The sequence below is a fragment of the Tumebacillus lipolyticus genome, from assembly GCF_042682745.1.
Classification (GTDB): Bacteria; Bacillota; Bacilli; order Tumebacillales; family Tumebacillaceae; genus Tumebacillus_A; species Tumebacillus_A lipolyticus.
The window spans coordinates 430,532-452,213 of record NZ_JBHUIO010000005.1; the positions used below are offsets into that span (position 1 = coordinate 430,532).

The 21,682-nt window shown below is 52.6% G+C and carries 20 protein-coding genes and 2 pseudogenes; 11 read left to right on the plus strand and 11 right to left on the minus strand.

From position 1 onward, the window contains the following. Positions 1-86: 86 nt before the first annotated feature. The 3 genes from ACFSOY_RS07400 to ACFSOY_RS07410 are packed head-to-tail and all read left to right on the plus strand — an operon-like array spanning position 87 to position 2,051. The gene (locus tag ACFSOY_RS07400) at positions 87-638 is read left to right on the plus strand and encodes a DUF1697 domain-containing protein (RefSeq protein WP_386045268.1); all 552 of its coding nucleotides are present in this window, start codon (positions 87-89) and stop codon (positions 636-638) included. Between the two features lie 18 nt (positions 639-656). Continuing rightward, positions 657-1,484 carry an HNH endonuclease gene (locus ACFSOY_RS07405; protein WP_386045269.1) on the plus strand — a complete coding sequence of 276 codons (828 nt, stop codon included), beginning with the start codon at positions 657-659 and terminating at the stop codon, positions 1,482-1,484. A gap of 48 nt (positions 1,485-1,532) precedes the next feature. Continuing rightward, the gene (locus tag ACFSOY_RS07410) at positions 1,533-2,051 is read left to right on the plus strand and encodes a GNAT family N-acetyltransferase (protein ID WP_386045270.1); all 519 of its coding nucleotides are present in this window, start codon (positions 1,533-1,535) and stop codon (positions 2,049-2,051) included. Between the two features lie 393 nt (positions 2,052-2,444). Here ACFSOY_RS07410 and ACFSOY_RS07415 read toward each other — a convergent pair whose 3' ends face one another. Next, a complete protein-coding gene (locus tag ACFSOY_RS07415; protein ID WP_386045272.1) occupies positions 2,445-3,359 on the minus strand; it encodes a DMT family transporter in 915 nt (304 codons plus the stop codon). 112 nt (positions 3,360-3,471) lie between these two features. On the opposite strand from ACFSOY_RS07415, the gene ACFSOY_RS07420 reads away from it, so the two are divergent. The 3 genes from ACFSOY_RS07420 to ACFSOY_RS07430 all read left to right on the plus strand — a co-directional run bounded on the left by ACFSOY_RS07420 (position 3,472) and on the right by ACFSOY_RS07430 (position 7,438). After that, positions 3,472-4,914, plus strand: coding sequence for an aminotransferase-like domain-containing protein (locus tag ACFSOY_RS07420; RefSeq protein WP_386045274.1), 1,443 nt, complete (start codon positions 3,472-3,474; stop codon positions 4,912-4,914). 117 nt (positions 4,915-5,031) lie between these two features. Continuing rightward, positions 5,032-5,526, plus strand: a complete 495-nt coding sequence (locus tag ACFSOY_RS07425) for an NUDIX hydrolase (RefSeq protein ID WP_386045275.1) — start codon at positions 5,032-5,034, stop codon at positions 5,524-5,526. A 442-nt stretch (positions 5,527-5,968) separates the two neighbouring features. Further along, positions 5,969-7,438, plus strand: a complete 1,470-nt coding sequence (locus ACFSOY_RS07430; protein ID WP_386045277.1) for a protein adenylyltransferase SelO — start codon at positions 5,969-5,971, stop codon at positions 7,436-7,438. A 396-nt stretch (positions 7,439-7,834) separates the two neighbouring features. On the opposite strand, the gene ACFSOY_RS07435 is transcribed toward ACFSOY_RS07430, so the two are convergent. Then, positions 7,835-8,218 carry a VOC family protein gene (locus ACFSOY_RS07435; RefSeq protein WP_386045278.1) on the minus strand — a complete coding sequence of 128 codons (384 nt, stop codon included), beginning with the start codon at positions 8,216-8,218 and terminating at the stop codon, positions 7,835-7,837. 616 nt (positions 8,219-8,834) lie between these two features. On the opposite strand from ACFSOY_RS07435, the pseudogene ACFSOY_RS07440 reads away from it, so the two are divergent. Next, positions 8,835-8,979: pseudogene (locus ACFSOY_RS07440) on the plus strand (DUF255 domain-containing protein); the annotation flags it as partial. A gap of 108 nt (positions 8,980-9,087) precedes the next feature. On the opposite strand, the gene ACFSOY_RS07445 reads toward ACFSOY_RS07440, so the two are convergent. Next, positions 9,088-9,480: a hypothetical protein gene (locus tag ACFSOY_RS07445; RefSeq protein ID WP_386045280.1), complete on the minus strand. Its 393-nt coding sequence runs from the start codon at positions 9,478-9,480 to the stop codon at positions 9,088-9,090. A gap of 384 nt (positions 9,481-9,864) precedes the next feature. Between ACFSOY_RS07445 and ACFSOY_RS07450 the strand changes: the two are divergent. Together ACFSOY_RS07450 and ACFSOY_RS07455 are read left to right on the plus strand one after the other, a co-directional pair. Further along, positions 9,865-10,048: pseudogene (locus ACFSOY_RS07450) on the plus strand (DUF255 domain-containing protein); the annotation flags it as partial. 22 nt (positions 10,049-10,070) lie between these two features. Further along, complete coding sequence (locus tag ACFSOY_RS07455; RefSeq protein ID WP_386045283.1) at positions 10,071-10,199, plus strand: hypothetical protein; 129 nt, start codon at positions 10,071-10,073, stop codon at positions 10,197-10,199. Between the two features lie 79 nt (positions 10,200-10,278). Here ACFSOY_RS07455 and ACFSOY_RS07460 read toward each other — a convergent pair whose 3' ends face one another. Further along, entirely contained in the window at positions 10,279-12,525 is a 2,247-nt protein-coding gene (locus ACFSOY_RS07460) for an EAL domain-containing protein (protein WP_386045285.1), read from the minus strand. 428 nt (positions 12,526-12,953) lie between these two features. Here ACFSOY_RS07460 and ACFSOY_RS07465 point away from each other — a divergent pair, with 428 nt between their 5' ends. Beyond that, on the plus strand, positions 12,954-13,751 hold the full coding sequence (locus ACFSOY_RS07465) for an ion transporter (RefSeq protein ID WP_386045287.1): 798 nt from the start codon (positions 12,954-12,956) through the stop codon (positions 13,749-13,751). A 54-nt stretch (positions 13,752-13,805) separates the two neighbouring features. On the opposite strand, the gene ACFSOY_RS07470 is transcribed toward ACFSOY_RS07465, so the two are convergent. Next, positions 13,806-14,462, minus strand: a complete 657-nt coding sequence (locus ACFSOY_RS07470) for an FMN-dependent NADH-azoreductase (RefSeq protein WP_386045288.1) — start codon at positions 14,460-14,462, stop codon at positions 13,806-13,808. Between the two features lie 103 nt (positions 14,463-14,565). Beyond that, entirely contained in the window at positions 14,566-14,985 is a 420-nt protein-coding gene (locus ACFSOY_RS07475) for a DoxX family protein (protein WP_386045290.1), read from the minus strand. Between the two features lie 162 nt (positions 14,986-15,147). On the opposite strand from ACFSOY_RS07475, the gene ACFSOY_RS07480 reads away from it, so the two are divergent. After that, positions 15,148-15,678 carry a helix-turn-helix domain-containing protein gene (locus ACFSOY_RS07480; RefSeq protein WP_386045292.1) on the plus strand — a complete coding sequence of 177 codons (531 nt, stop codon included), beginning with the start codon at positions 15,148-15,150 and terminating at the stop codon, positions 15,676-15,678. A 238-nt stretch (positions 15,679-15,916) separates the two neighbouring features. Here ACFSOY_RS07480 and ACFSOY_RS07485 read toward each other — a convergent pair whose 3' ends face one another. The 5 genes from ACFSOY_RS07485 to ACFSOY_RS07505 form a co-directional block, all read right to left on the minus strand. Then, entirely contained in the window at positions 15,917-17,068 is a 1,152-nt protein-coding gene (locus tag ACFSOY_RS07485; RefSeq protein ID WP_386045294.1) for a universal stress protein, read from the minus strand. A 65-nt stretch (positions 17,069-17,133) separates the two neighbouring features. Next, positions 17,134-17,721, minus strand: a complete 588-nt coding sequence (kdpC, locus tag ACFSOY_RS07490) for a potassium-transporting ATPase subunit KdpC (RefSeq protein ID WP_386045295.1) — start codon at positions 17,719-17,721, stop codon at positions 17,134-17,136. A gap of 16 nt (positions 17,722-17,737) precedes the next feature. Then, positions 17,738-19,771 (minus strand): potassium-transporting ATPase subunit KdpB, encoded by a 2,034-nt coding sequence (gene kdpB / locus ACFSOY_RS07495; RefSeq protein ID WP_386045297.1) that lies wholly within the window; start codon positions 19,769-19,771, stop codon positions 17,738-17,740. A 25-nt stretch (positions 19,772-19,796) separates the two neighbouring features. Continuing rightward, positions 19,797-21,470 (minus strand): potassium-transporting ATPase subunit KdpA, encoded by a 1,674-nt coding sequence (gene kdpA, locus ACFSOY_RS07500; RefSeq protein WP_386046771.1) that lies wholly within the window; start codon positions 21,468-21,470, stop codon positions 19,797-19,799. Between the two features lie 58 nt (positions 21,471-21,528). Beyond that, positions 21,529-21,609 (minus strand): potassium-transporting ATPase subunit F, encoded by an 81-nt coding sequence (locus ACFSOY_RS07505; protein WP_386046773.1) that lies wholly within the window; start codon positions 21,607-21,609, stop codon positions 21,529-21,531. Positions 21,610-21,682: the final 73 nt, after the last annotated feature.

A 21,682-nucleotide genomic window follows, 5' to 3' on the forward strand; every position in this document is an offset into this window, starting at 1 on the left:
TATTTCCTTCTTGAATCCAATCGCAGGCAACCATATACCAAAGAGGTAACAGATATTTCGATCCAGAGCAGAGGGAGAGAGCGAAGATGACCATCTATCTTGCGTTGCTACGAGGCATTAATGTCGGTGGAAATAAAAAGATCAAAATGGCCGAGTTGAAACAGATGCTCGAAGAAATGGGACTCAGCCAGGTGAAAACGTATATTCAGAGCGGCAACGTTCTGTTCGTATCGGATGAGGAAGCCGACTCTCTACAAAAGCGAATCGAAGAGCGGATCGAACTCACTTTCGGTTTTTCAGCAGCCGTTCTGTTGCGAACTGCTGCCGAGCTGAAAAACGTTCTTGAGCATTGTCCGTTCTCCTTTGAATCGCTGGTAGAAGGAGAGAGCATTCACGTTTCCTTTTTATCAGCCGCCCTTTCGCAGGAAGAGATCGACACGCTATCTGCCAGTTCCTTTGCGCCGGACGAGTTCCAGATCATCGGCAAAGAGGCATACATGTTGCTGCGCCAAAGCATCCTCGACTCCAAGTTGCCGATTCAGCTTCAGAAGATCGTGGGGACGATGACAGCGCGCAACTGGAAGACTGTGTTGAAGCTCGGCGCATTGGCAGAAACAATTTCCCACTCGAACAAATGACGAAGAGGGGGGTTCTACATGTCAAGGAACCATCAGTTGAAGTCGGTTCGCCGCTCGGGAAGGCCGCCCGACCAGAAAAGCTCCGCGCCGAGAGAGGCGATGTCGCCGTCAACTCCGATCCACCCGCTGCTCCAGTTGCAGAAAGCGATCGGTAATCGCGCCGTGCTGCAATTGCTAGCAACACAGCGAATGTCCAAACAGCAACCACCCATTCAAATGAGAAAAATTTCAAAACAGGTGGCCTATACCTATTCTGAGCTTCTATTAGACATCATGGATGAGATCATGGAGAGCGAGGGAGAAGTGACAGATTTACATTCAGACCTCTATACATTTTACAATGCGCTAGATGATCAGATGGACGAGAAGGATTTCAGCCTATGGGTGCGAGAAATCCTGAATTACTATCCGCTTGCGAATTATCCTGTCTTGGCCCAATTGAGTGGCGTGGGCAGCCTGACGCATCCATCAGGAATCGCAGATGGCAGAGGGGTTCTCGCCGAAAACATTACGAAGATTCGCCAACATATGTATCCTTCCGGTTATATTGTAGCGGCCAAACAGATCAAAACGGACACACTCAATCATCGAGCTGTCATCTATAGAAAATTTTGGAATTGTCCGAGTTGCGGATATAACCGCAGCTGGGATGATATCACGATCGATCACATCATGCCTGTTGCCGAGCATTGGAACCGATATGGACACGATCAGACCAAACAGGATCGGCATGACTGGTTTAACGATACGGACAACCATCAGTGCATGTGCCGGAGTTGCAATTCGAGCTTCGGTTCCGGCGGTATCTACTACAGCAGAGTCGTAGGGCCAAACTTCAGGAATTAGTTGGAATCTTCTTAATCAGTTCTTGATTCCGAAAGAGGAGTGAAGGAAATGTCGGAGAGAGCGACCGCCGCACAGGTTCGCATCGAACCTTGGGCAGAGAAGAATCTTGGCTTGTTGAGTCTGATGAATGCTCCTGAGATGATGGAACATCTTGGCGGACCGGAAACGGAGGAACAGCTCCGCGAGCGTCACCAGCTTTATCTTGAAATCGGAAGTCGGGGGACTGGTCAAATGTTCACCATCACCCTGCTTCCCGAGCAGGAAACGGTAGGCAGTGTCGGATATTGGGAAAGCGTTTGGCAAGAAGAGACTGTATACGAGATCGGCTGGAGTGTACTGCCGCAGTTCCAGGGCAGAGGAATCGCGACCTTAGCTGTCGCAGCAGCGATCGATCGCGCCAGAGAAGAGCGGAAGCATAAGCGCCTTCACGCCTTCCCTTCCATCGACAACCCCGCATCGAACGCGATCTGTCGGAAGCTCGACTTCTCGTTTGTCACCGAATGCGACTTCGAGTACCCGCCGGGGAGCATCATGCGGTGTAATAATTGGTGCCTTGAGCTCAGTTAAACCTTGTCGGTCGGATATAAGCGTTTCTGGAAATCGAATTCTGGATTACAGCTGTTTCGAAACGATAGTCTATCATGGAGCGAATCGGCATGACAAGGGAAGATATCTTCAAGGAAGAACTCTATTGGCAAAACTGCTGGACTGACCAATTCTATTTTTCAATTCTCGAAAAGGAGTTCTTTCAAAAAAACTCCACCTCCGTGAGAGCGTACTCATCATTCACAGAAAAATGCCCCCAGATTTATCTAGGGGCATTCACTCGTTGTCGAACAATCGGTGATTTGGCTTATCCTCACTTCATATTCCATCTCCTTCAGACCTTTCGCATCCGACTCTGGTGTAAATCGACCATCCACTTGCTCATCGTTTTCCGAAACAACAACTCGCTTGACTTCACTGTTGTAGGGTTGTCTTTTTCCCCGCCAATTGTCGCAAGCTATTCATGTTGACCAAGATGATCCCGAAGATAATCAAGATGCCCCCGATCACCGACAAGAAGGAAAGCGGCTCATCGTAAAGCATCATTCCTAATATCAGGGCAATCAATGGTGAAATATAGAGCCAAGTAGTCGGAAACACAGGGTTGGTTTTCGCGACCAGCCAGTAGAAGATCGTATGTCCCATCATCGAGCCGACGACCATCAGGTACAACAGCGATAGGATCGCATTAGGAGCCAGCAGGGATGTTAGTTGAACGTCTTCCGTAAGCAGCGACAAAATGAGCAACATTCCTCCGCCATACATCATCTGCACGGCGTTTAAAGCGATGGGAGATGTATCTTCAAATCGTTGGATGACACGTCGTGAATATATAGCACCAGCAGAATATCCAACTAGGCCGATCAAGATCGCAATGCAGCCGAGTATCCAAAGCGTGCTAATCGAGATGGTGATGCCGGGTAAGAGCAGCAAGATGACACCAACAGACCCGACGATGCAGCCGCTCCAATCGGTGATCGATAGCTTTTGACGAGAAATCCTAGACTGAATCAGCAAGATCATCAGCGGCGCTGGTGCCGATAGAACAGCTGCGACCCCTGAGCTCAAATACTGTTCTGCCCAATACAAAGTTGCAAACACGCCGAAAGTCATTCCCGCTCCAATCAAGAACATCTCTTTTCTGAACAGGAGCGATAGCCTCACCTTGCGCTTCCCTAGCATCATCCAGAAAAACAGGATGCTGCCGGCGAGAAGAAAGCGAATCCCCGCGGAGAACAAGGGTGGTGCCCCTGCATCGATCCCAATTTTGATCACCAAATAAGTCGTCCCGAAGATCAGACTCATCAGCAGATAATTGACTAGTACCATTTCGATTCCTCCTCGCCTCCATCGTAAGCGAGAAGCAATAGAACAGTTTGGAGCTGACAGAACAGATTTCGAACCGATCCGCTATACTAGTCGGTAAGGAGGCGGGGTCTACATGAAGCGAAATGCGCTCTCAAATGTGCATTCGGATAAGCTTTTTGAACAGGTGTACGACTATCTTTTGGAACGGATCACGCGCGGAGAATGGAGGGCGCACGAGAAGCTACCCTCGATTCGAACTCTGGCGATCGAACTAAATGTGCATCGGCTAACCGTCTTTAAAGCTTATCAAATGCTGAAACAGAATCGAAAAGTGTATGTGAAGGAAAAATCGGGATACTACGTCCTCCCCAACAACATGTTGCCGCTCGATTCCCAGCATGACCCGATCGTTTCAGCCTATGTACAGGAAAGCTCCCTCTCCGAAATTCATCAGGTGAAGGCTGTCTATCAATTTTCCATAGCGCTGCTCGATCCGCATCTATTGCCCAATCAATTTTTTTCCGAATACGTGAAGAGAGTGTTCGATCTGTATCCAAAAGTGCTGGGAACCTACTCGACCATTCAGGGAGATCGAGAACTGCGAGAGGCGCTCTGTCACTATTTTACGAAGCGCTATCACTTCTACCTGTCTGCGGATGAATTGTTGATCACATCCGGCTCCCAAGAGGCGATCGATCTGATCGCCAGAGTTCTGATCAAACCGAGAGATGCAGTCCTGCTGGAACGACCAACTTACAGCCCGGCGATCGATGTGTTCAGACGACAAGGGGCGAACATCATCCCGATCGAGATTCATCCGCACGGCTACGATTTGGATCGGGTAGAAATGCTGATGCAACAATATAAACCTCGCCTCTTCTATCTCAATCCGACCTTCCACAATCCAACAGGCTTCGTCGTTCCGGCTGAGCAGCGAAAGCGACTGGTGGAGATCGCGCATAAATACAAGTGTGTGCTGGTCGAGGATGACCCCTGCCCAGATATCTATTTTGAAGAAAAACCGCCGCTGCCGCTTTTCTCCTATGATACAGCTGGCTATGTGATCTATATTCGCAGCTTCAGCAAATACATCGCGCCAGGTCTGAGCATCGCCATGATAGCTTGCCACCCCTCGTTCATGAGCTATCTCATCAGGGCAAAATCGTTGTCAGACAGTGGGACACCATTGTTAAACCAAAAGATCTTTTTGCATTATTTCTTCTGTGAACGGATGCAGAAGCATTTGGCCAAACTCCGAATCGCACTGGCGATTCGGAGAGACATCATGGAACAGGAGCTATCTGTCACCGATTGGAAATGGTCGAGCCCGACAGGTGGATTTAATCTGTGGATTCGGCTGCCCGAGTCGACTCCGATGGAAAGTCTGCTCAGCAAAAGCATCGAGCAGTCGATCACCTTTGTGCCCGGCTCCATCTTCGATCCGCAGAGGGAGTTCAAATCGTGGATTCGAATGAGCTATTCCTTCCTGAATGAACAACAATTGCGAGAAGGCTTAAAACGGCTTGTCCACCTGTCCCGCACGTTGCATCCGGAAGGGAATCCGTCCGGCGATTGAAGGAAGCACCCTACAGTCTCCCTTCAATTTTGCCGCCTTTTGTGAGAGGAACCATGTTGTCTATATCGAACGTTTAGATAACGTTTGCCTACCCCTACAGATCGAGGTGTCTTTGCGATGGAACCAAACTTACGTTACACGATGTGTTTTCTTAGGAGCGAGGATCGTGTCCTTCTATTGAACCGAGAAGCGCCTCCCAACATGGGCCTTTGGGTCGGCCCAGGAGGTAAGCTCGAAGCTGGGGAGACCGCGCTCGATTGCGCCAGAAGAGAATTTTTAGAGGAGACCGATATCGATCTCCCAAATGCACGATTTGCGGGCATCGTTACTTGGGATACTGAGACTGGATGTTCGGGGATGTATCTGTTCGTCGCTGATGCTCCTGCAGAATTTGAATATCACACACCGCGAATAACGGATGAAGGCATTCTGGAATGGAAGGAAATTGCGTGGATTTTGCACCCTGAGAATTGCGGAATCCCACCGCACGAAAAACATTTTTTGAAGGCGGCATTGGAGGATCCCACGACGTACGAACATCATTACGTATTCCGCAAGAATACTTTAGTCGACTACCGCACCATCCCTTTTGAGCATCCCGTTCACCTGTAGATCTTCCTTGCCCCGTGATTTCTAACGCGGGGCGCCTTCCTTTATGCAGAAGCCCCCCCCTCTTCACTCCACATCTTAAGCGACACCTAGGCTGTAGCTCCGCTTCTCAAGTTTCTGGAAAAACCAACGATTCTTTGCTGTGCTAGATCGAGTTCCTCTGGTAGCAGTCTGCTCAGCGATGCGATTCCCCACGCAAGTCTGCTGGCGCTCCTGCGATCGCTACCAGCCTTGAATAGCTCCCACCTCCTCTGCTAACGCTTAGGGACAAAAGCTTCTTGTCCTGGGCAAAGCACCTCAGGATGCAGAAATCTGTGCATACCGATCGATGGAAGGAAAGGATATAATAAATGGCAGAAGTGGACACGATAAAGGGTCGTCTCTCAGTGAAATAGTAAGAGCGAAGCTACATAAATACGAAACAAGAAAAGGAGATGCGATGACGATGGGAAACACAAGGTCAGAAGCAGGATGGAACTTCGACAACAGTTATGCACGTTTGCCGAACCCATTTTTTACCAGCCTCACCCCAACTCCAGCAAGCTCGCCAAAGTTGGTCATTCTCAATCATCCGCTTGCAACATCACTTGGGTTAAACGCACAGGCGCTGCAAAGCGAAGAGGGTGTAGAAGTGTTCGCCGGCAACCGAATTCCGGAAGGTGCGTCACCGCTTGCTCAAGCATATGCGGGGCATCAATTCGGTCATTTCACCCGGTTAGGCGATGGCCGCGCTCTGCTGATCAGCGAACAGATCACCCCTTCAGGCGAACGGTTTGATGTTCAGCTCAAAGGACCAGGCAGAACCCCCTACTCGCGCGGTGGTGATGGTCGAGCAGCACTTGGGCCGATGCTGCGCGAATACATCATCAGCGAAGCGATGCATGCGCTGGGCATTCCGACCACCCGCAGTCTGGCTGTGGTGACAACCGGCGAGCCGATCTACCGCGAAACCGAACTGCCTGGTGCCATTCTGACCCGTGTGGCTGCGAGCCATCTGCGCGTCGGCACTTTTCAATATGCGGCAAACTGGGGCGGTGCCGATGATCTTCGCGCCCTGGCCGATTACGCATTGCAGCGCCATTTCCCAGATGCAATCGATGATGAGAACCGCTACCTGTTGCTGCTTCAGGAGGTCATCAAGCGTCAAGCCTCGTTGATTGCCAAATGGCAACTGGTCGGCTTTATTCACGGAGTGATGAACACCGACAACATGACGATCAGCGGCGAAACGATCGACTATGGCCCTTGCGCCTTCATGGATGCATACGATCCGGCAACCGTATTCAGTTCGATCGACGTGCAAGGCCGCTATGCATATGGCAATCAGCCGTACATTGGCGGATGGAACCTTGCCCGCTTCGCTGAAACTCTTTTGCCGCTGCTCAATGATGATCAGGAGAAGGCTGTCCAAACCGCTCAGGATGCGATTTCTAGTTACTCTGAGCTGTATCGCCGTCATTGGTTTGCCGGGATGCGAGCCAAACTGGGAATCTTCAACGAAGAGAAAGAGGATGAGGCCTTGGTTGAAAACCTGCTCAGCCTGATGCAAAAGCATGGTGCTGACTTCACCAACACATTCCTTGCCTTAACTTTTGATAAACGGGAGGACGCAGCCCTGTTTGGAACACCTGAGTTTGCACAGTGGCAGGAACTGTGGCAGGCGAGATTGGGCAGACAGCAGGAATCGAAAGACGCCTCACATCAGTTGATGCGGAACAGCAACCCTGCGGTCATCCCTCGCAATCATCGGGTGGAAGCTGCACTGGCAAGCGCAGTGGAACGAGAAGATTACAGCGTGATGGAGAAGCTGCTTGCTGTTCTTGCAAATCCCTTTGCGCACACCCCTGAACAGGCGGAGTACGCCGCTGCGCCTGCTCCTTCAGCTCTTCCATATCGTACTTTCTGCGGAACCTAAAATCTCTGTTTCAACGAAAAAACACCTCTTTATGAAGAGCATTGCAAAAGTGCAGGTATGGATAACGAACGAACTAAGGAGTCAGATTGTAATGTTGAAAAAGCGAGTCTCCATCCAGGAGGCTTGCTTTTCTTGTTCTAGTAACCTTACGATCCACTTGGTATTGACGGCGAAAGCTGAGGGCAAACCGATCTTCCTCTCCATCCGATGTAGTATCTACCATCGAAGCTACGTCGGAAAAACACTCCCTGCATCTTCCTCAGCAAAAATAAAAACAACGACTCATGATCAAGTCGTTGCCATCAATCAAAACATTCTCCATCGTTGGTGATTCGAACAGAACTGGCAACTGGAACTAGAGAGCGATCAACTGCCCTACGCAACCATTCCTGCCGATCAGATCTCGTGATTGATCTCGATCAAATTCCCCACCGGATCACGGAAATAGGCGACGCGCATACCAAATTCAGGCGTGTCGTGCGGTTCCTTCACAAACGCAACCTCTTTGCTTCGTAATTGATCGTACGCGGCGTCGACATCATCAACTCGTAAAATGATGGCAACCCGATCCTGTGCGCTGAATTCATTCGGCTTCGTCCAAGCTTGGTCAGGTTCGCTTACGAGCAAAGGCTCCAGCGCAAGATTGATGCTTCCCGTTTGAAACTCAGCAAACGGCGTGGTTTCATCGCCGTAACGGACTTTCAATCCAATCACGTCGCGGTAAAACAGAAAACATTCTTGGACATTTGGCACCAACAATCGAACATGTGAAATTTCCAAATGAGTTCCTCCCTAGCACCTATTCCCTGTGAATATAAAATAATATTTATTATACAAAAAGTGTGTGATTCTGCATAGACTGCTTCCCTTACTTATCCATCGTCTGTGCACTCCACCTTCTACATTACTCTGAGCTACTTTGAAGGAGGATGCTCCATCTGCCACTGGTGGCATGTCCATAACACACCTCATGCATCCTCCTAATCGAGACATAAAAAAATCCACCTTAGATAAGATGGATTTCCCTGCTCTTTTGTTCTGAGCAGATCTGTTAGCATACCTCGCAAACTGTGCAACAAAACGAAAAATCCCCTTTTGTGTCATGCATGCATTTGTTGTAACATTCCCATTCCGGCATTGGATTCGAATAGAGAACGTAAGATGGTTGTGGACTGTAAAATGCTGTAGGTGCAGCATAAGCAGTTGGCTTTAGATATGGATGGTGTGGGACCATAACAACAGGAACTCGGAATGCATAACCGCTCGTATAAGGTTGACGATACAAGGATGATCACTCCTTCGCTTGCCGTTATTTTTATCGATATTATATCTAGCCGAATTCTATTTCGATGATTGTCCCTAAATGATTAGGTGATCGCCCACTCCGCCCTAGTGCCTGCCAGTAGCCGAACAGCTCCAGCATGCCGATACCCCCGTTGACTGGATGCCTCGGTCAGAGAAAAGCTTTTGAACAAACAATGAGAGAAGAGAAGCCAGTATGCTTAAGCATCGACTACTCCACCTGCCACTGGTGCCATATCTGTAAACTATCCCAAAAGAAAAAGGCTCCGTATTCTTAAACACGGAGCCTTTCCCACACTTTAGTAAATTCCCTTTGCATTTGGACAAACTACTCTACAAAAAATGGTTCAAAAACCACCAAAAAATCTCAGTGCCTCTAGTCCCATTATACGTCTCTGCACTTCAGGTGGTAATCCTAATGCTCCAGGAACGGATACAGGTTCTTGGCGACGTTGAAATTCTTGTGGTGATATAGGAGTGGGCTGAATCCGACCAACCGGTAATCCGAAAGGACCGATCACTCCAGGAGCAAATTGAAATGGATTAACAGCTGCAAATGGAGTAAAAGCAAAAGGGTTGATGTTCCTGACGGTACCAAGTGGGGCTTCAGCAGTAGGACCTTGAAACATTGGTGCATTTGGTGCAACTGGTCCCATTGGAGTAGCCTGTTGAAAAAAACGCATCTGTACTTGTTGTGCATCGACCTTATAGTGCTTTTGGTTTTTCTTCTTTGCTTTCATCTGTTTACTGCTCGTCTTCGATTTTTTAGCTTTCAATTTATTTCGCACCACCAATCTGAATGGTATCTTAAATAATTCCAATCATCCGATTGACTGAACAAACAACTTATACGAATAAACAAGAATCCAGCGAAAGTTTCTCTCAGCAATGCCTCCTTTCTTTGCGAAACTATTGCGAAAAATATTCTCATTGCCTCTACTTGTCTCAACTCACTATCCAATATATACAAGATCATAAGAAATCGTTTGGACGAGAGGTGAGAAGCTATAAAAGAAAACACCTATCTTTTTAAAAGATAGTCGATTGTTACAGGTTCGAGTCTCGCATAAGCACTCAACGAAACATACGCTGGTTGTTTTTATTCTGTCCGTTTCCAGTAAACGGCGTTCAATAAAGCAAAACGTGAAGGCAAGACAGTATTTTTGAGTATCGGCTATTCTTAGCCTTCGGGCTAATATAATGGAGTATTCGTCTACTCGCCACTGGTGCCATGTCATGGAACGGGAATCGTTTGAAGATGAAGAAGTAGCCGTACTGCTCAACGAGCACTACATTGCGACAAAAGTGGGTACACCCTGGGGTGATGGAGATGCTGACCCAGATTCATGACAGCTGGACGAAAGATCACGCCCGCATCACCGCGTCCAGCGAGAAGATCGCTTCTTCTCTTCAGCCGCACTTCATGTCGCACAGCAAAGGCATGCTGACCAAAAATTGAAACTCTCCTAACGAAAGAGGAGACAGTCATCCGCGGTGGATGCTGTCTCCTTTTTATCGTCACTCGTGGTGACCTCCCACTATTTTTTACGACTATCTTCATCGGATAACGGGGGTACAACTTCCGTTTTAAACAATTTCCCTCGGACGAACAGTTGCTCGACATCCTGGGCGGGCAGCGGGCGGCTGAAATGGTAGCCTTGCATATCATAACACCCGCGCTCCGCCAGGTAGCGCAGATGATCTTCCGTCTCCACCCCTTCGGCGATCACGTGCAGGTTGAGGCTCAGGGCGAGTGCGATGACCGAGCTTGCGATCGCCGCATCGTCCGCATCGGTGGTGATGTCGCGGACGAAAGACTGATCGATCTTCAGCGTGTGGATCGGGAAATGTTTGAGATAGCTCAACGACGAATAGCCTGTCCCAAAGTCATCGAGCGAGATGCGAATGCCTAAGTTGCGCAATTCGTTGAGCACGACGATCGCCCGCTCAACATTGTGCATGGTCACGCTTTCGGTGATCTCAAGTTCGAGGAATTCCGCATCGACGCCCGTCTCCTCCAGCACGCGCTGGACCATTTCGACCAGATCTTCTTGGAGGAACTGACGCGCCGACAGGTTGACCGCGACGATCAGGTCGGGATAGCCCGCTTCGTGCCAGATTTTGATCTGTTCGCAAGCGGTTCGCAACACCCACTCGCCGATCGGGACGATCAGTCCGGTCTCCTCGGCCAGCGGAATGAACGAGGCGGGCGACACCATGCCGAGAACAGGATGCTTCCAGCGCAGCAGCGCCTCCACCCCGATGATCTCTCCGCTGCTCACGTTCACCTGCGGCTGGTAGAACAGGACAAACTCTTGCAACCCTAACGCTTTGCGCAAAAATCCTTCTAAGGAAAGCTTCTGCATCGAGTCTTCGTTCATCGAGGTCGTGTAGAGCTGGAAGTTGTTTCTCCCCCGCTCTTTCGTGCGATACATCGCCGTCTCCGCATTTTTCAGCAGCGTGAACAGATCGCCCCCATCGTCGGGGAAGAAGGAGATGCCGATGCTGCAGGTGACAAACAGCTCGTTTGACATCAGCACAAAGGGGGCTGCCAGCGTCTGCAACAGCGTTCTCGCCATCTGGATCGCACCCTGCGGCGAATTCAGATCGGGCAAAATCAGAGCGAACGCGTCCCCGCCGATGCGACAGATCGTGTCCTCTTCCCGCATGCAGACCTTCAATCGCTCGGCAACCGCCCGGATCAGCTCATCGCCGACCGAGTGGCCGAGCGTATCGTTGATCGATTTGAAGCGGTCGACATCGAGAAACAGCACAGACAGCATCTGCGAATTGGCACGAGCTTTCTCCATCTCCTCTTGCAACCGCTCTTCGAACAGAGCGCGATTGGGCAGGTTGGTCAGCACATCATAGTAGGCGATGTACTGGAGTCGCTCTTCGGTCAGCTTGCGTTCGGTGATGTCGACCATGATCCCCCGACAGCCGGTGACGGTGCCGTTCTCATCGAGCACCGTCACGTAGTCTTTGATCCACACAGTGCGCCCATCTGCGGCGAACACGCGATACTCGATCTCATGGTTGCGCAGCTCTGCGTTCTCCTGCTTGCAAAAGGTCAACAGCCGCTCACAGTCGTCCGGGTGAATCACCGAACGCCAAAACGACTCTGATTCGATCAATTGCTCCGGACGGTAGCCCAAAATTTTAGCAGACTGCGGCGACACGAACTGATAGCGGAACGTGTACGGGTCGCCCTCCCAGACGATCGCATCGATCGATTCGACCAGCCCCTGGTATTTTCGGTTGGAGCGATTGCGCTCTCGATCCGCCTGTTTTCGCTCCGTGATGTCTTTGACGATGATATACATGCCGGTCACTTCGCCTTCCACGAAGATCGGCACATGGGTCAGGTGCACGTTGATCAGGTGACCCTCTTTGTGATAGAGGGTCGTCTCATAATTTCGTGGCACGCCGTTCACCGCAGCAAAAAAATGCGCTTTGATCTTGTCGCTCTCATCGGAGCGCAGCACCCTCAAGGGTGAGCCCTCCACAAAGTCTGACTCCTCGTAGCCGAGAACTTTCTTACAAGCTGGATTGGAGGCGAGCAATCGCCCTTGGAGATCGAGCGTGTAGACCGCATTCGGGTTGTGCTCATAGAGCGACTTGAACGCTTGCTCCTCTTTGGTCAATCGGCGCCGCGTGCTGAGATGTTCCGATGTGATGCTGCCGACGACGAACACCATCACCAGCATCAGCCCGCTTGCGAGCAGCCAGTCGGAGTCGCTCTGGAACGAAAACAGCTCCCCATCCAGGCTGTCTGCCCCATTCATAGAAACTACCTGATACGTCAAAAGCAAAACAGAGATAAGTGCTAACAAGGCAATTCGCCAATCGGGGATTCGCCTGTACATGACAAGGGTCCACCCCAAAGCAATCAATCCGATCATGATAGAAGTTAAAGAGACCCAGTTCATGATAAGCTCCTCTCAGGCGAGGTAAAATTATGGATACGTCATTATTCGACATGATTCGTGGCTTTCCTGTTTAACGAAAACGTGCTACACGAAAGAAGAAACAAGACAAATCAACCTACCTTCCAGTCGAACTTTCCAATTAATTCTTCAAAAAATAGACCGACCACGAGCATTTCAAGCGGCTCGCATCGATAATCCTGTAAAAAACGATTTATTTTTCTTCGTCTAGGGATGATCTCTACCTTTTGTTCATGCTATCTTATCTATATATGAGGAGGGATTTTATGTCTTTTTGGCGCTTCTTTTACGAGATGATCATCCTGCTCGCTGTGATCACCTACACGATTTTGATTTTTGCCGACCCAGCCGACCATCCTCATCTGACAGAAGAACTGATCCGCAAAGTGGATTTAGGACTGATCCTGTTTTTAGGCTTTGAATATTTGCTTCGATTGTATCTTGCAAAAAACAAGCAGAAGTTTGTGCGGGAAAACTGGTTTGATATCATCGCGATCATTCCGTTCGACCTGCTCTTCCCGCTCGCTCGGTTCATGCGGATCATCCGCATCGTGCGTTTGCTCAAAGCGTCCCCGCTGCTGTGGAGCGTGCTCAATTCGAATCAGATGCGCAAGATCTTCGCCTATTTGGCGGTGATCCTGCTCTGGAGTGCGACAGCTGTCTATCTGCTGGAAAAGGGGAATAACGATAGCTTTCAGACTTGGGGAGATGCGCTGTGGTGGTCGGTGGTGACGACGACGACCGTCGGGTATGGTGACATTTCGCCGATCACAGAGGGCGGGCGAATCATCGCCGCCTTCCTGATGATCTCTGGGATCGGCCTGATCGGTACGTTCACCGCCAATCTCGCCAACCATTGGATGACCTTTTTTGAAGCGCCTAGCAATCGCGAGGATGATGTGTTCGAAGCGCTGGAAGAGGAGCTAGCCTATGAGGATGACCGGTTGCAAAATCATTTGAAACACAACGTGATGCAATGGGTGCACCGCATTGAAACGCTCAGCGAGAGCGAATATCAAACGCTGCTGCGCACGCTTGAGATGCTGCGCGAAAAAGAGCTGTGATCCAAAAAAAGCGGCATCAGGTAATCACACCTGATGCCGCTCGATCATCTTCTGTTAAGCGTTTACCGTTTGACCAGCAAACGTTTTCGCCAACTCTTTCGCCTGTTCGATCGCTTCCGACTTGATACGATCCGCCTCGTGCGGCACTGCTGCCATACCTTCGATCGGCAGCGTGGTCGCATCGGTGATGCCGACGAACGCGAGGATGCCGCGCAGGTAGCGGTCGCCAAACTCAAATTCTGTTGCCGGGCCTTCGGAGTAGAAGCCGCCGCGCGCTTGAATGTGGATTGCCGGTTTGCCGCCCATCAGACCTTGCGGCCCTTGCTCGGTGTAGCGGAACGTCTTGCCTGCCACGCAGATGCTATCGATGTACGCTTTCAGAACTGGCGGGAAGCTCAAGTTCCACATCGGGGTGACAAACACATATTTGTCAGCAGCTACGAACTGCTCGACCAGTTCGTTCAAGCGTACCACTTTCGCTTTTTCAGAAGCGGTGAGGTCGTCAAACGAGCCGCCTTGTTGCAGCTTGCCCCAACCGGTGAGCACGTCTGCGTCGATCTCCGGGATGTCAGACTTGAAGAGGTCGAGCTCGATCACCTGATCGTTCGGGTTGATCGATTTGTACTCGTTCAAAAACTCGCGTCCAACCGACAGGGAGAACGATTGATCCTCCGTTTTCGGGTTTGCTGTGATGTACAATACTGTAACCATATTCCTCTCATCCTCTCTGCTGAAAGTATAGTTGGACAGGATTTTGGACTCTGTGCTCCCACCAACAATAGGGTGCGATCAGAGCGACAAAATCATGCTGTCTTTAGTTGGTAGATTTCGCAGATCGCGCCCGTCCGAACAGGCAGTCAACCGACCAGCCTTCCGATCCTCTGATCGTCAGGTAGGCTGCGATCGCGATCAGCGCCAAGTCTAGCTCCCAGCCTGCTCCCTGTCCATCGCCGGTGAAACCGATCGCCACTTTCACTTTGAAGAGAGCGACGAGCAGCATGATCACAAAGGCTGCCGAAACATAGCGGGTCAACAGGCCGATGATCAGCGCGGCCCCTCCGATCACTTCGAAGTACGCGATGATGTACGCCATGAAGGACGGGATGCCGATCGAGCTAAACCAACCTCCAATGTTGTCAAGCCCACTCTGCATCTTGATGATGCCGTGCGCCAACATGGTGATGCCAAGTACAACTCGCAAAATCGTACTTGCCAACGCTTTTTGTTGTTTCATTTTAGAATGAAGCCTCCCATTTCTATTGGTTCACTTGGTTTTCTGTGGTGAAACTTTGTTTCTTATTGCGCTACTACGAAGATATCACCGATTGGGATGGAACGTCAATCCTATTTTTGATACTATGTAATCTAGGTCACTCTACAGTTCGGGAGGGATTGTATGGACATCGGCTCGATGATTCGAGAGATCCGCAAGCGCAAAAACGTGACGATTCCCCAACTTTGCGAAGGGACGGGGCTTTCCAAAGGGTTTGTCTCCAACATTGAGAACAATAAAACATCACCGTCGATCGCGACGTTAGAAAGCATTGCCGATTATTTAGAAGTGCCGTTGGCCTATTTTCTGCTCAAGAAAGAGGATCGTATGCATGTCGTGCGCAAAGAGCAGCGAGAGGTGTCGCTGTTCGGCAAGGACAATCTAAAGATCGAAAAATTGACGATGCACGGTGGACTGCGGATGAAATTGGTCGAAATGCCACCAGGTTCGGCGTCTGGCGAGACGTTGCATTCGCATGAGGGCGAAGAGTGCCACCTGATCCTGCAAGGGAAAGTGACCGCGGTCCAAGGAGATGAGGCGGTGGAGTTGACCGCCGGCGACTCGTTCAGCTGGAAATCTTGCGTTCCCCACCGCGTGATCAACAAAGGGGACGAACCCGCTTTGATCCTGATCGCCAACTATAAGCCTCGCTAAGCGGTACGACCTTTCGCGATCTTTCACTTTGAAATGACTCTCGCACTAGACCAAAAATGAATCCTATTCACTATTTAAGCGTTATTTTCCAAGTGATATAATAAATACAGACAACTCTTAGTCCATCTGATAATAAGAGAGGTCCCCCGAGCACGAAAAGACCGCCTTCCGACACAAGGCGGTCTTTTTCTATTGGCGTTTTGATCGGTCGCAAGCAGATCTGCACGGTGACAGCAGATCAATCCCTTCCCTCCACCCCGTCCGCTACGATCAGCACATCCACATAGCGCGTGTTCTTCATGATCTTGTTGATGATCGATCCTTTGGTGATCTCTTCAAAGCGAGAGCGCGCCGATTGGCCGAGGATGATCTGCGTGATCCCGTGCGCTCTGACAAAGTCGGTGATCACGTCAGCCGGCCGCTTTCCGCCGATCGGGCGGATGTGCAGATCGGCGCCTAGCGAAGCGCAGAGCTGTTCCAACCCGCTCAGCTTTTTTCGGTTCTGCTCATCAAGCTCCGAAATCGGTACCAGCGGCACGTTGAGCACATCGAGCGAACATTTCAGCCGGTTGGCGATGCGCCAGCCACGCCTGATCAAGCGCTCCGCGTTTTTGCGATAGTTCACACAGACGAGGATCTTTTCATTCGCCCCCTTCATGCCGTCAATTCCGTTCTCCTGTTTGTAATGTTCCAAGCGATCATCCACATCGTCCGCCACCTCGCGCAGAGCGACTTCGCGCAGTGCGTTCAGATTGCCGAGGCGAAAGAAGTGGTTCAGCGATTGCTCGATCTTGTCTTGCTTGTAGATCAGCCCCGCTCGCAGCCGCTCGCGCAACTTTTCTGGCGATGTGTCGATCAGTTGCACCTCGTCTGCCACGTGCAGCATGCGATCGGGGACGCGCTCGCCCACTTTCACACCGGTCAGCTGTTCGACCATGTCGTGCAAGCTCTCCAAGTGCTGAATGTTCATCGCCGAGATGACATCGATGCCCGCCGCCAGTATCTCCAAGACATCCTCGTAGCGCTTGCGATGCTTCGAGCTGGGCGCATTCGTGTGTGCGAGCTCGTCGATCAGCACCGTCTGCGGTCGGCGTTCGAGAATCTTTGCCACGTTCAGCTCGTAGAGCACCTTACCTTTGTACTCGATCGCGCTCAGCTCGATGATCGGCAATTCTCCGATCTGCCGCTCCGTCTCGACGCGCCCATGCGTTTCGATCAGGCCGATCACCACGTCGGCTCCCTTTCGCAACAGCTCATTGCCCTCGCGCAGCATCGCATATGTCTTGCCCACGCCCGGTGCTGCGCCGATCAGGATTTTAAAATGGCCGCGCGATTGGCGTTCGATCGCGTCGAGCAACTGTTCTGGCGTTTTTCGCTCCGCCTGCTTCACACCGCATCTCCCCTTTGATGGCCGCCACATGCCCCGATCGAAAGCGACCGGAGCACGGAGCTGTCTTAGATTCGTTTCTGCAAGTCGAGGTTCAGCTTGAGCACGTTGACGCGCGGTGAACCGAACAGGCCAAGCTCGCGCCCTTCTGTGTGCTGCTCGACCAACTGACGCAGCTCGATCTCGGGAACGCCAGTCCGCTTGCTGATGCGCGGTATCTGCGCCTCGGCAGCTGCCGGCGTGATGTGCGGGTCGAGGCCTGAGCCGGAGTTGGTGAGCAGATCGCTGGGCAGGTCGGCGATCGGAACATCCGGATTGGTCGCTTGCCACGCCGCGATCGATTCTTGCACCCGCATTTTCAGCTCGGGGTTGGACGGCGCGTAGTTGTTGGAACCGGATCCTGCCCCATCGTAGTTGATCGAAGACACCCGACTCTGAAAAAAGCTCGGATCGGCAAAGCTCTGACCGATCAGCTCGGAGCCGATCACTTCGCCTTGCTGATCATAGATCAGACTGCCGTTCGCCTGCTCCGGGCTCACCACTTGGGCGACACCTGTCAGCGCCAGCGGATAGAGCAGACCGCAGACCAGCATCAACAGCAAGCTGAGCCTGATGATCGTGCCGATATTCCCGATGCGTGTCATCTTCTTTTTCATCACTCTCACCCTTTTCTTATAAAAAGATCGAGACGAACATGTCGATCAGCTTGATGCCGAGGAACGGCACGACCACGCCGCCCAAACCGAAGAGGAGCAGATTGCGGCGCAGCAGAGCGGTCGAGCTGAGCGGTTTGTAGGTGACGCCTCGCATCGCCAGCGGAATCAACAGCGGAATGATCACCGCATTGAACAGCAGAGCGGAAAGGATCGCCGATGTCGGCGAGCTGAGGCGCATGATGTTCAGCGCATCAAGCTGTGGGATCGCGAGCACAAACAGCGCAGGGATGATCGCAAAATATTTAGCAATGTCATTGGCGATCGAAAAGGTGGTCAGGGCACCGCGCGTCATCAACAGCTGCTTGCCGATCGAGACCACCTCGATGATCTTGGTCGGATTGGAATCGAGGTCGATCATGTTTGCCGCCTCTTTGGCGGCGATGGTGCCCGAGCTCATCGCCAGCCCTACATCTGCCTGTGCCAGGGCTGGCGCATCGTTCGTCCCGTCGCCCGTCATCGCGACCAGTTTGCCCTCCGCCTGCTCGCGGCGAATGACGGCGATCTTGTCTTCCGGTCTGCTTTCCGCGATGTAATCATCGACGCCAGCTTCGCGGGCGATCGTCGCCGCCGTCAGCGGGTTGTCGCCTGTGCACATGATCGTCTTGATGCCCATCTCGCGCAGCTGTTGAAAGCGTTCGCGCATCCCCGGCTTCACCGTATCTTTGAGGTAGATCAGACCGTACAGCTCGCGATCGACCGCCACCGCCAGCGGCGTTCCTCCAGCAAGGGCGATCTGATCGCTCTTCTCGTCCAGATCGGCGGGGAGGATGCCCCCTTGTTCAAGCACCCATCGCTTGATCGCATCCACCGCGCCTTTGCGAACCTTTTGACCGTTCACCAGATCGGCACCGCTCATGCGCGTCTGCGCTTTGAACTCGATCCACTCGCTGTCCACCGCCAACGCCGCTTCCACAGGCAGCTCCAGCCTCTTCATCAGCTCCAGCACCGATCTTCCCTCCGGCGTCTCATCGTGCAGCGAGGAGATGGCCGCCCAGTTGGCCAGCTCGGCCAGCCGATGGGAACCGACCGGCAGAAACTCGCTCGCCATCCGATTGCCAAAGGTGATCGTGCCCGTCTTGTCGAGGATGATCGTGTTGATGTCGCCCGCCGCTTCGACCGCTTTGCCAGACATGGCGAGCACGTTGAACTGGGTGACGCGATCCATCCCGGCGATCCCGATCGCCGAGAGCAGACCGCCGATCGTCGTCGGAATCAGGCAGACGAGCAGCGCGATCAGCATCGGAATTTCCAGCGTCATGCCCAAGTAGTTCGCAAAAAACGGCAGCGTGACGACGACGATCAGGAAGACGAGGGTCAAGCTCATCAGCACGGTGTTCAGCGCGATCTCGTTTGGCGTCTTCTGGCGCTGCGCCCCTTCGACCAGCGCGATCATCCGGTCGAGAAACGATTCGCCAGGATCGCTTTCGATGCGCACCGTGATCTCATCGGAGACGACGCGAGTGCCCCCGGTCACCGAAGCGAAGTCGCCGCCCGCCTCTTTGATCACCGGAGCGGACTCGCCGGTGATCGCCGACTCATCGACGGTCGCAAGCCCTGCGATCACCTCGCCGTCGCCCGGGATCAGCTCGCCTTGGAGCACCTGCACGATGTCCCCTCTGCGCAGTTCATTCGCCGCGATCATCTGAGCGCTTCCGTCCGCAGCGATCTTTCTGGCGGGCACATCTTTTTTCGTCTGTTTGAGCGAGTCTGCTTGCGCTTTGCCACGCCCCTCGGCGAGCGCTTCCGCAAAGTTGGCGAACAGTAGGGTGAACAGCAGAATCAGCGCGACGGTCAGATTAAACCAGCGCGGCATCGCGCCTCCAAACGCGTCGGGAACAAAGCTTAACAACAGGGTGATCAAAAAGCCTACTTCCACCACAAACATGATCGGATTGCGGATCATCGCGCGCGGGTCGAGCTTGATCACCGACTCTTTGGCCGCCTGAAGGGCGATGTTGCTCGTGATCATCGATCGTTTTGTGCTCATCATGTCTCTCCTCCTCCACATATCCCCGTTACCTCAGCGTCAAAAACTCGGCGATCGGCCCGAGCACCAGCACGGGGAAGAACGTCAAGGCGCCGACGATAAACGTCGTTCCCAGCCAAATGCCCCCGAACAGCGCGTTGTCGGTGCGGAAAGTGCCGGCCGTCTCCGGAACGGGGCGCTTTGTCGCAAGCGATCCGACGACCGCCAAGAGCGTCACCATCGAGAAGAAGCGCGCGACATACATGACGATCCCGGTCGTGATGTTCCAAAACGGCGTGTTGTCAGCAAGCCCTTCAAATCCTGATCCGTTGTTCGCCGCCGATGAGGTGTATTCGTAGAGCACCTGCGTGATCCCGTGGTGGCCCCCGTTGGAGATCGCCTCCTGACCGAGCGGCGTGTAAAAGGCGAGCGCGCTGGCTCCGAGGATCAGCAGCGGATGGATCAACAGGGTGAGCGCGATCAGCTTCATCTCTCTGCCTTCGATCTTCTTGCCCAAAAACTCGGGGGTGCGCCCGACCATCAGCCCGGAGAGAAAGACGGCGATCATCGCATACATCAGCACGTTGAGCATCCCCGCCCCCACACCGCCGAACACCGTGTTGAGCAACATGTTCGACAGCGCGATCATCCCGCTGAGCGGTGTGAGCGTATCGTGCATCGTGTTGACCCCGCCCGTCTCCGAGGCGGTGGTGACGACCGAGTACAGCGCAGATTGCGCCACCCCCAGGCGAACCTCCTTGCCCTCCATGCTCCCATGATCTTGGGCCAGGCCAAGCCCGCTCAAAACGGGGTTGCCCGCATACTCATTGGCCAGTGACACGCCGAGAAACAGCACGAAGATCATCGCCATCGAGACAAACAGCACCCGCCCCTGTTTCGGGTTGCCCACCATCCGACCATAGGTGAACGGAAGCGCGGTGGGGAGCAGCAGCATCAATAGCATTTGGATCGTGTTGCTGAGCGCTCCCGGATTTTCAAACGGGTGTGCCGAGTTGGCCCCAAAGTGTCCGCCGCCGTTGTTGCCGAGCTCTTTGATCGAGAGCAGCGAGGCGACCGGGCCGCGCGCGATCTGCTGTTCAGTACCGCTGAGCGTGTGCGCGGTCACCGGCTGCTCCAATGTCTGCGGAACGCCGAGCAAGAGGAAGAGCAGCGCGGCCACGATGGAGATCGGCAAGAGAATGCGGACGATGCTGCGCACCAGATCGACGAAAAAGTTGCCGAGCGGCTTTCCGGCAAGCCCGCGCATGCAGGCGATCACCACAGCGAGCGCGGTCGCCGGCGCGGTGAACATCATGAAGATGATGCCGATCAGCTGGGACAGATAAGACAGGCCGCTCTCCCCGCTGTAATGTTGCAGGTTGGTGTTGGTCATGAACGAGATCGCCGTGTTAAAAGCTAACGTCGGCTCCATGCTGCCGATCTGACTGGGGTTGAGCGGCAGTGACCCTTGGAAGCGAAACACCAGATAGACCAGCACGATCATCACGGTGTTCAGCAGCACGACTGCACCCGCATACTGCTTCCACGTCTGGTTCTCCATCCGCACACCGCCGATCGCAAACAAGGTGCGCTCGATCGGAGCAAACAGCTTGTCGATCCCGCTCCGCTTTTCCGTATCGAAGGCGCTGGCAACGTAGCGGCCGACCGGGCGTGCCAGCAACAGTGCAGCGAGCAGTGTCAAAATGATAGCTAACAAATCGATCGTCACAAGAATCCCTCCACAATCTTTCCGAAATGTTGATCAAGGTTATTGATATCGATCAAAATTTTTCCGGCCGTACCAAGGCGAAGATCAGATAGCAGATCAGGGCAATCACGATGCCGCCCAACAACCACATCATCTTCCCTCACTCCCTTCCTCGCTCACCTTGCTTGCAAAGCGGAGCAACCACAACATCAACAGCGTAAGTGTCA

Coding starts and splice junctions, on each gene's coding strand:
- kdpC (WP_386045295.1), bottom strand. CDS start 17,721: ATGAAAAAGAAGATGACACGCATCGGGAATATCGGCACGATCATCAGG.
- ACFSOY_RS07425 (WP_386045275.1), top strand. CDS start 5,032: ATGGAACCAAACTTACGTTACACGATGTGTTTTCTTAGGAGCGAGGAT.
- ACFSOY_RS07430 (WP_386045277.1), top strand. CDS start 5,969: ATGGGAAACACAAGGTCAGAAGCAGGATGGAACTTCGACAACAGTTAT.
- ACFSOY_RS07405 (WP_386045269.1), top strand. CDS start 657: ATGTCAAGGAACCATCAGTTGAAGTCGGTTCGCCGCTCGGGAAGGCCG.
- ACFSOY_RS07475 (WP_386045290.1), bottom strand. CDS start 14,985: ATGAAACAACAAAAAGCGTTGGCAAGTACGATTTTGCGAGTTGTACTT.
- ACFSOY_RS07465 (WP_386045287.1), top strand. CDS start 12,954: ATGTCTTTTTGGCGCTTCTTTTACGAGATGATCATCCTGCTCGCTGTG.
- ACFSOY_RS07460 (WP_386045285.1), bottom strand. CDS start 12,525: ATGAATGGGGCAGACAGCCTGGATGGGGAGCTGTTTTCGTTCCAGAGC.
- kdpB (WP_386045297.1), bottom strand. CDS start 19,771: ATGATGAGCACAAAACGATCGATGATCACGAGCAACATCGCCCTTCAG.
- ACFSOY_RS07455 (WP_386045283.1), top strand. CDS start 10,071: ATGCTGACCCAGATTCATGACAGCTGGACGAAAGATCACGCCCGCATC.
- ACFSOY_RS07415 (WP_386045272.1), bottom strand. CDS start 3,359: ATGGTACTAGTCAATTATCTGCTGATGAGTCTGATCTTCGGGACGACT.
- ACFSOY_RS07445 (WP_386045280.1), bottom strand. CDS start 9,480: ATGAAAGCAAAGAAGAAAAACCAAAAGCACTATAAGGTCGATGCACAA.
- ACFSOY_RS07420 (WP_386045274.1), top strand. CDS start 3,472: ATGAAGCGAAATGCGCTCTCAAATGTGCATTCGGATAAGCTTTTTGAA.
- ACFSOY_RS07505 (WP_386046773.1), bottom strand. CDS start 21,609: ATGATGTGGTTGTTGGGCGGCATCGTGATTGCCCTGATCTGCTATCTG.
- ACFSOY_RS07410 (WP_386045270.1), top strand. CDS start 1,533: ATGTCGGAGAGAGCGACCGCCGCACAGGTTCGCATCGAACCTTGGGCA.
- ACFSOY_RS07470 (WP_386045288.1), bottom strand. CDS start 14,462: ATGGTTACAGTATTGTACATCACAGCAAACCCGAAAACGGAGGATCAA.
- ACFSOY_RS07400 (WP_386045268.1), top strand. CDS start 87: ATGACCATCTATCTTGCGTTGCTACGAGGCATTAATGTCGGTGGAAAT.
- ACFSOY_RS07480 (WP_386045292.1), top strand. CDS start 15,148: ATGGACATCGGCTCGATGATTCGAGAGATCCGCAAGCGCAAAAACGTG.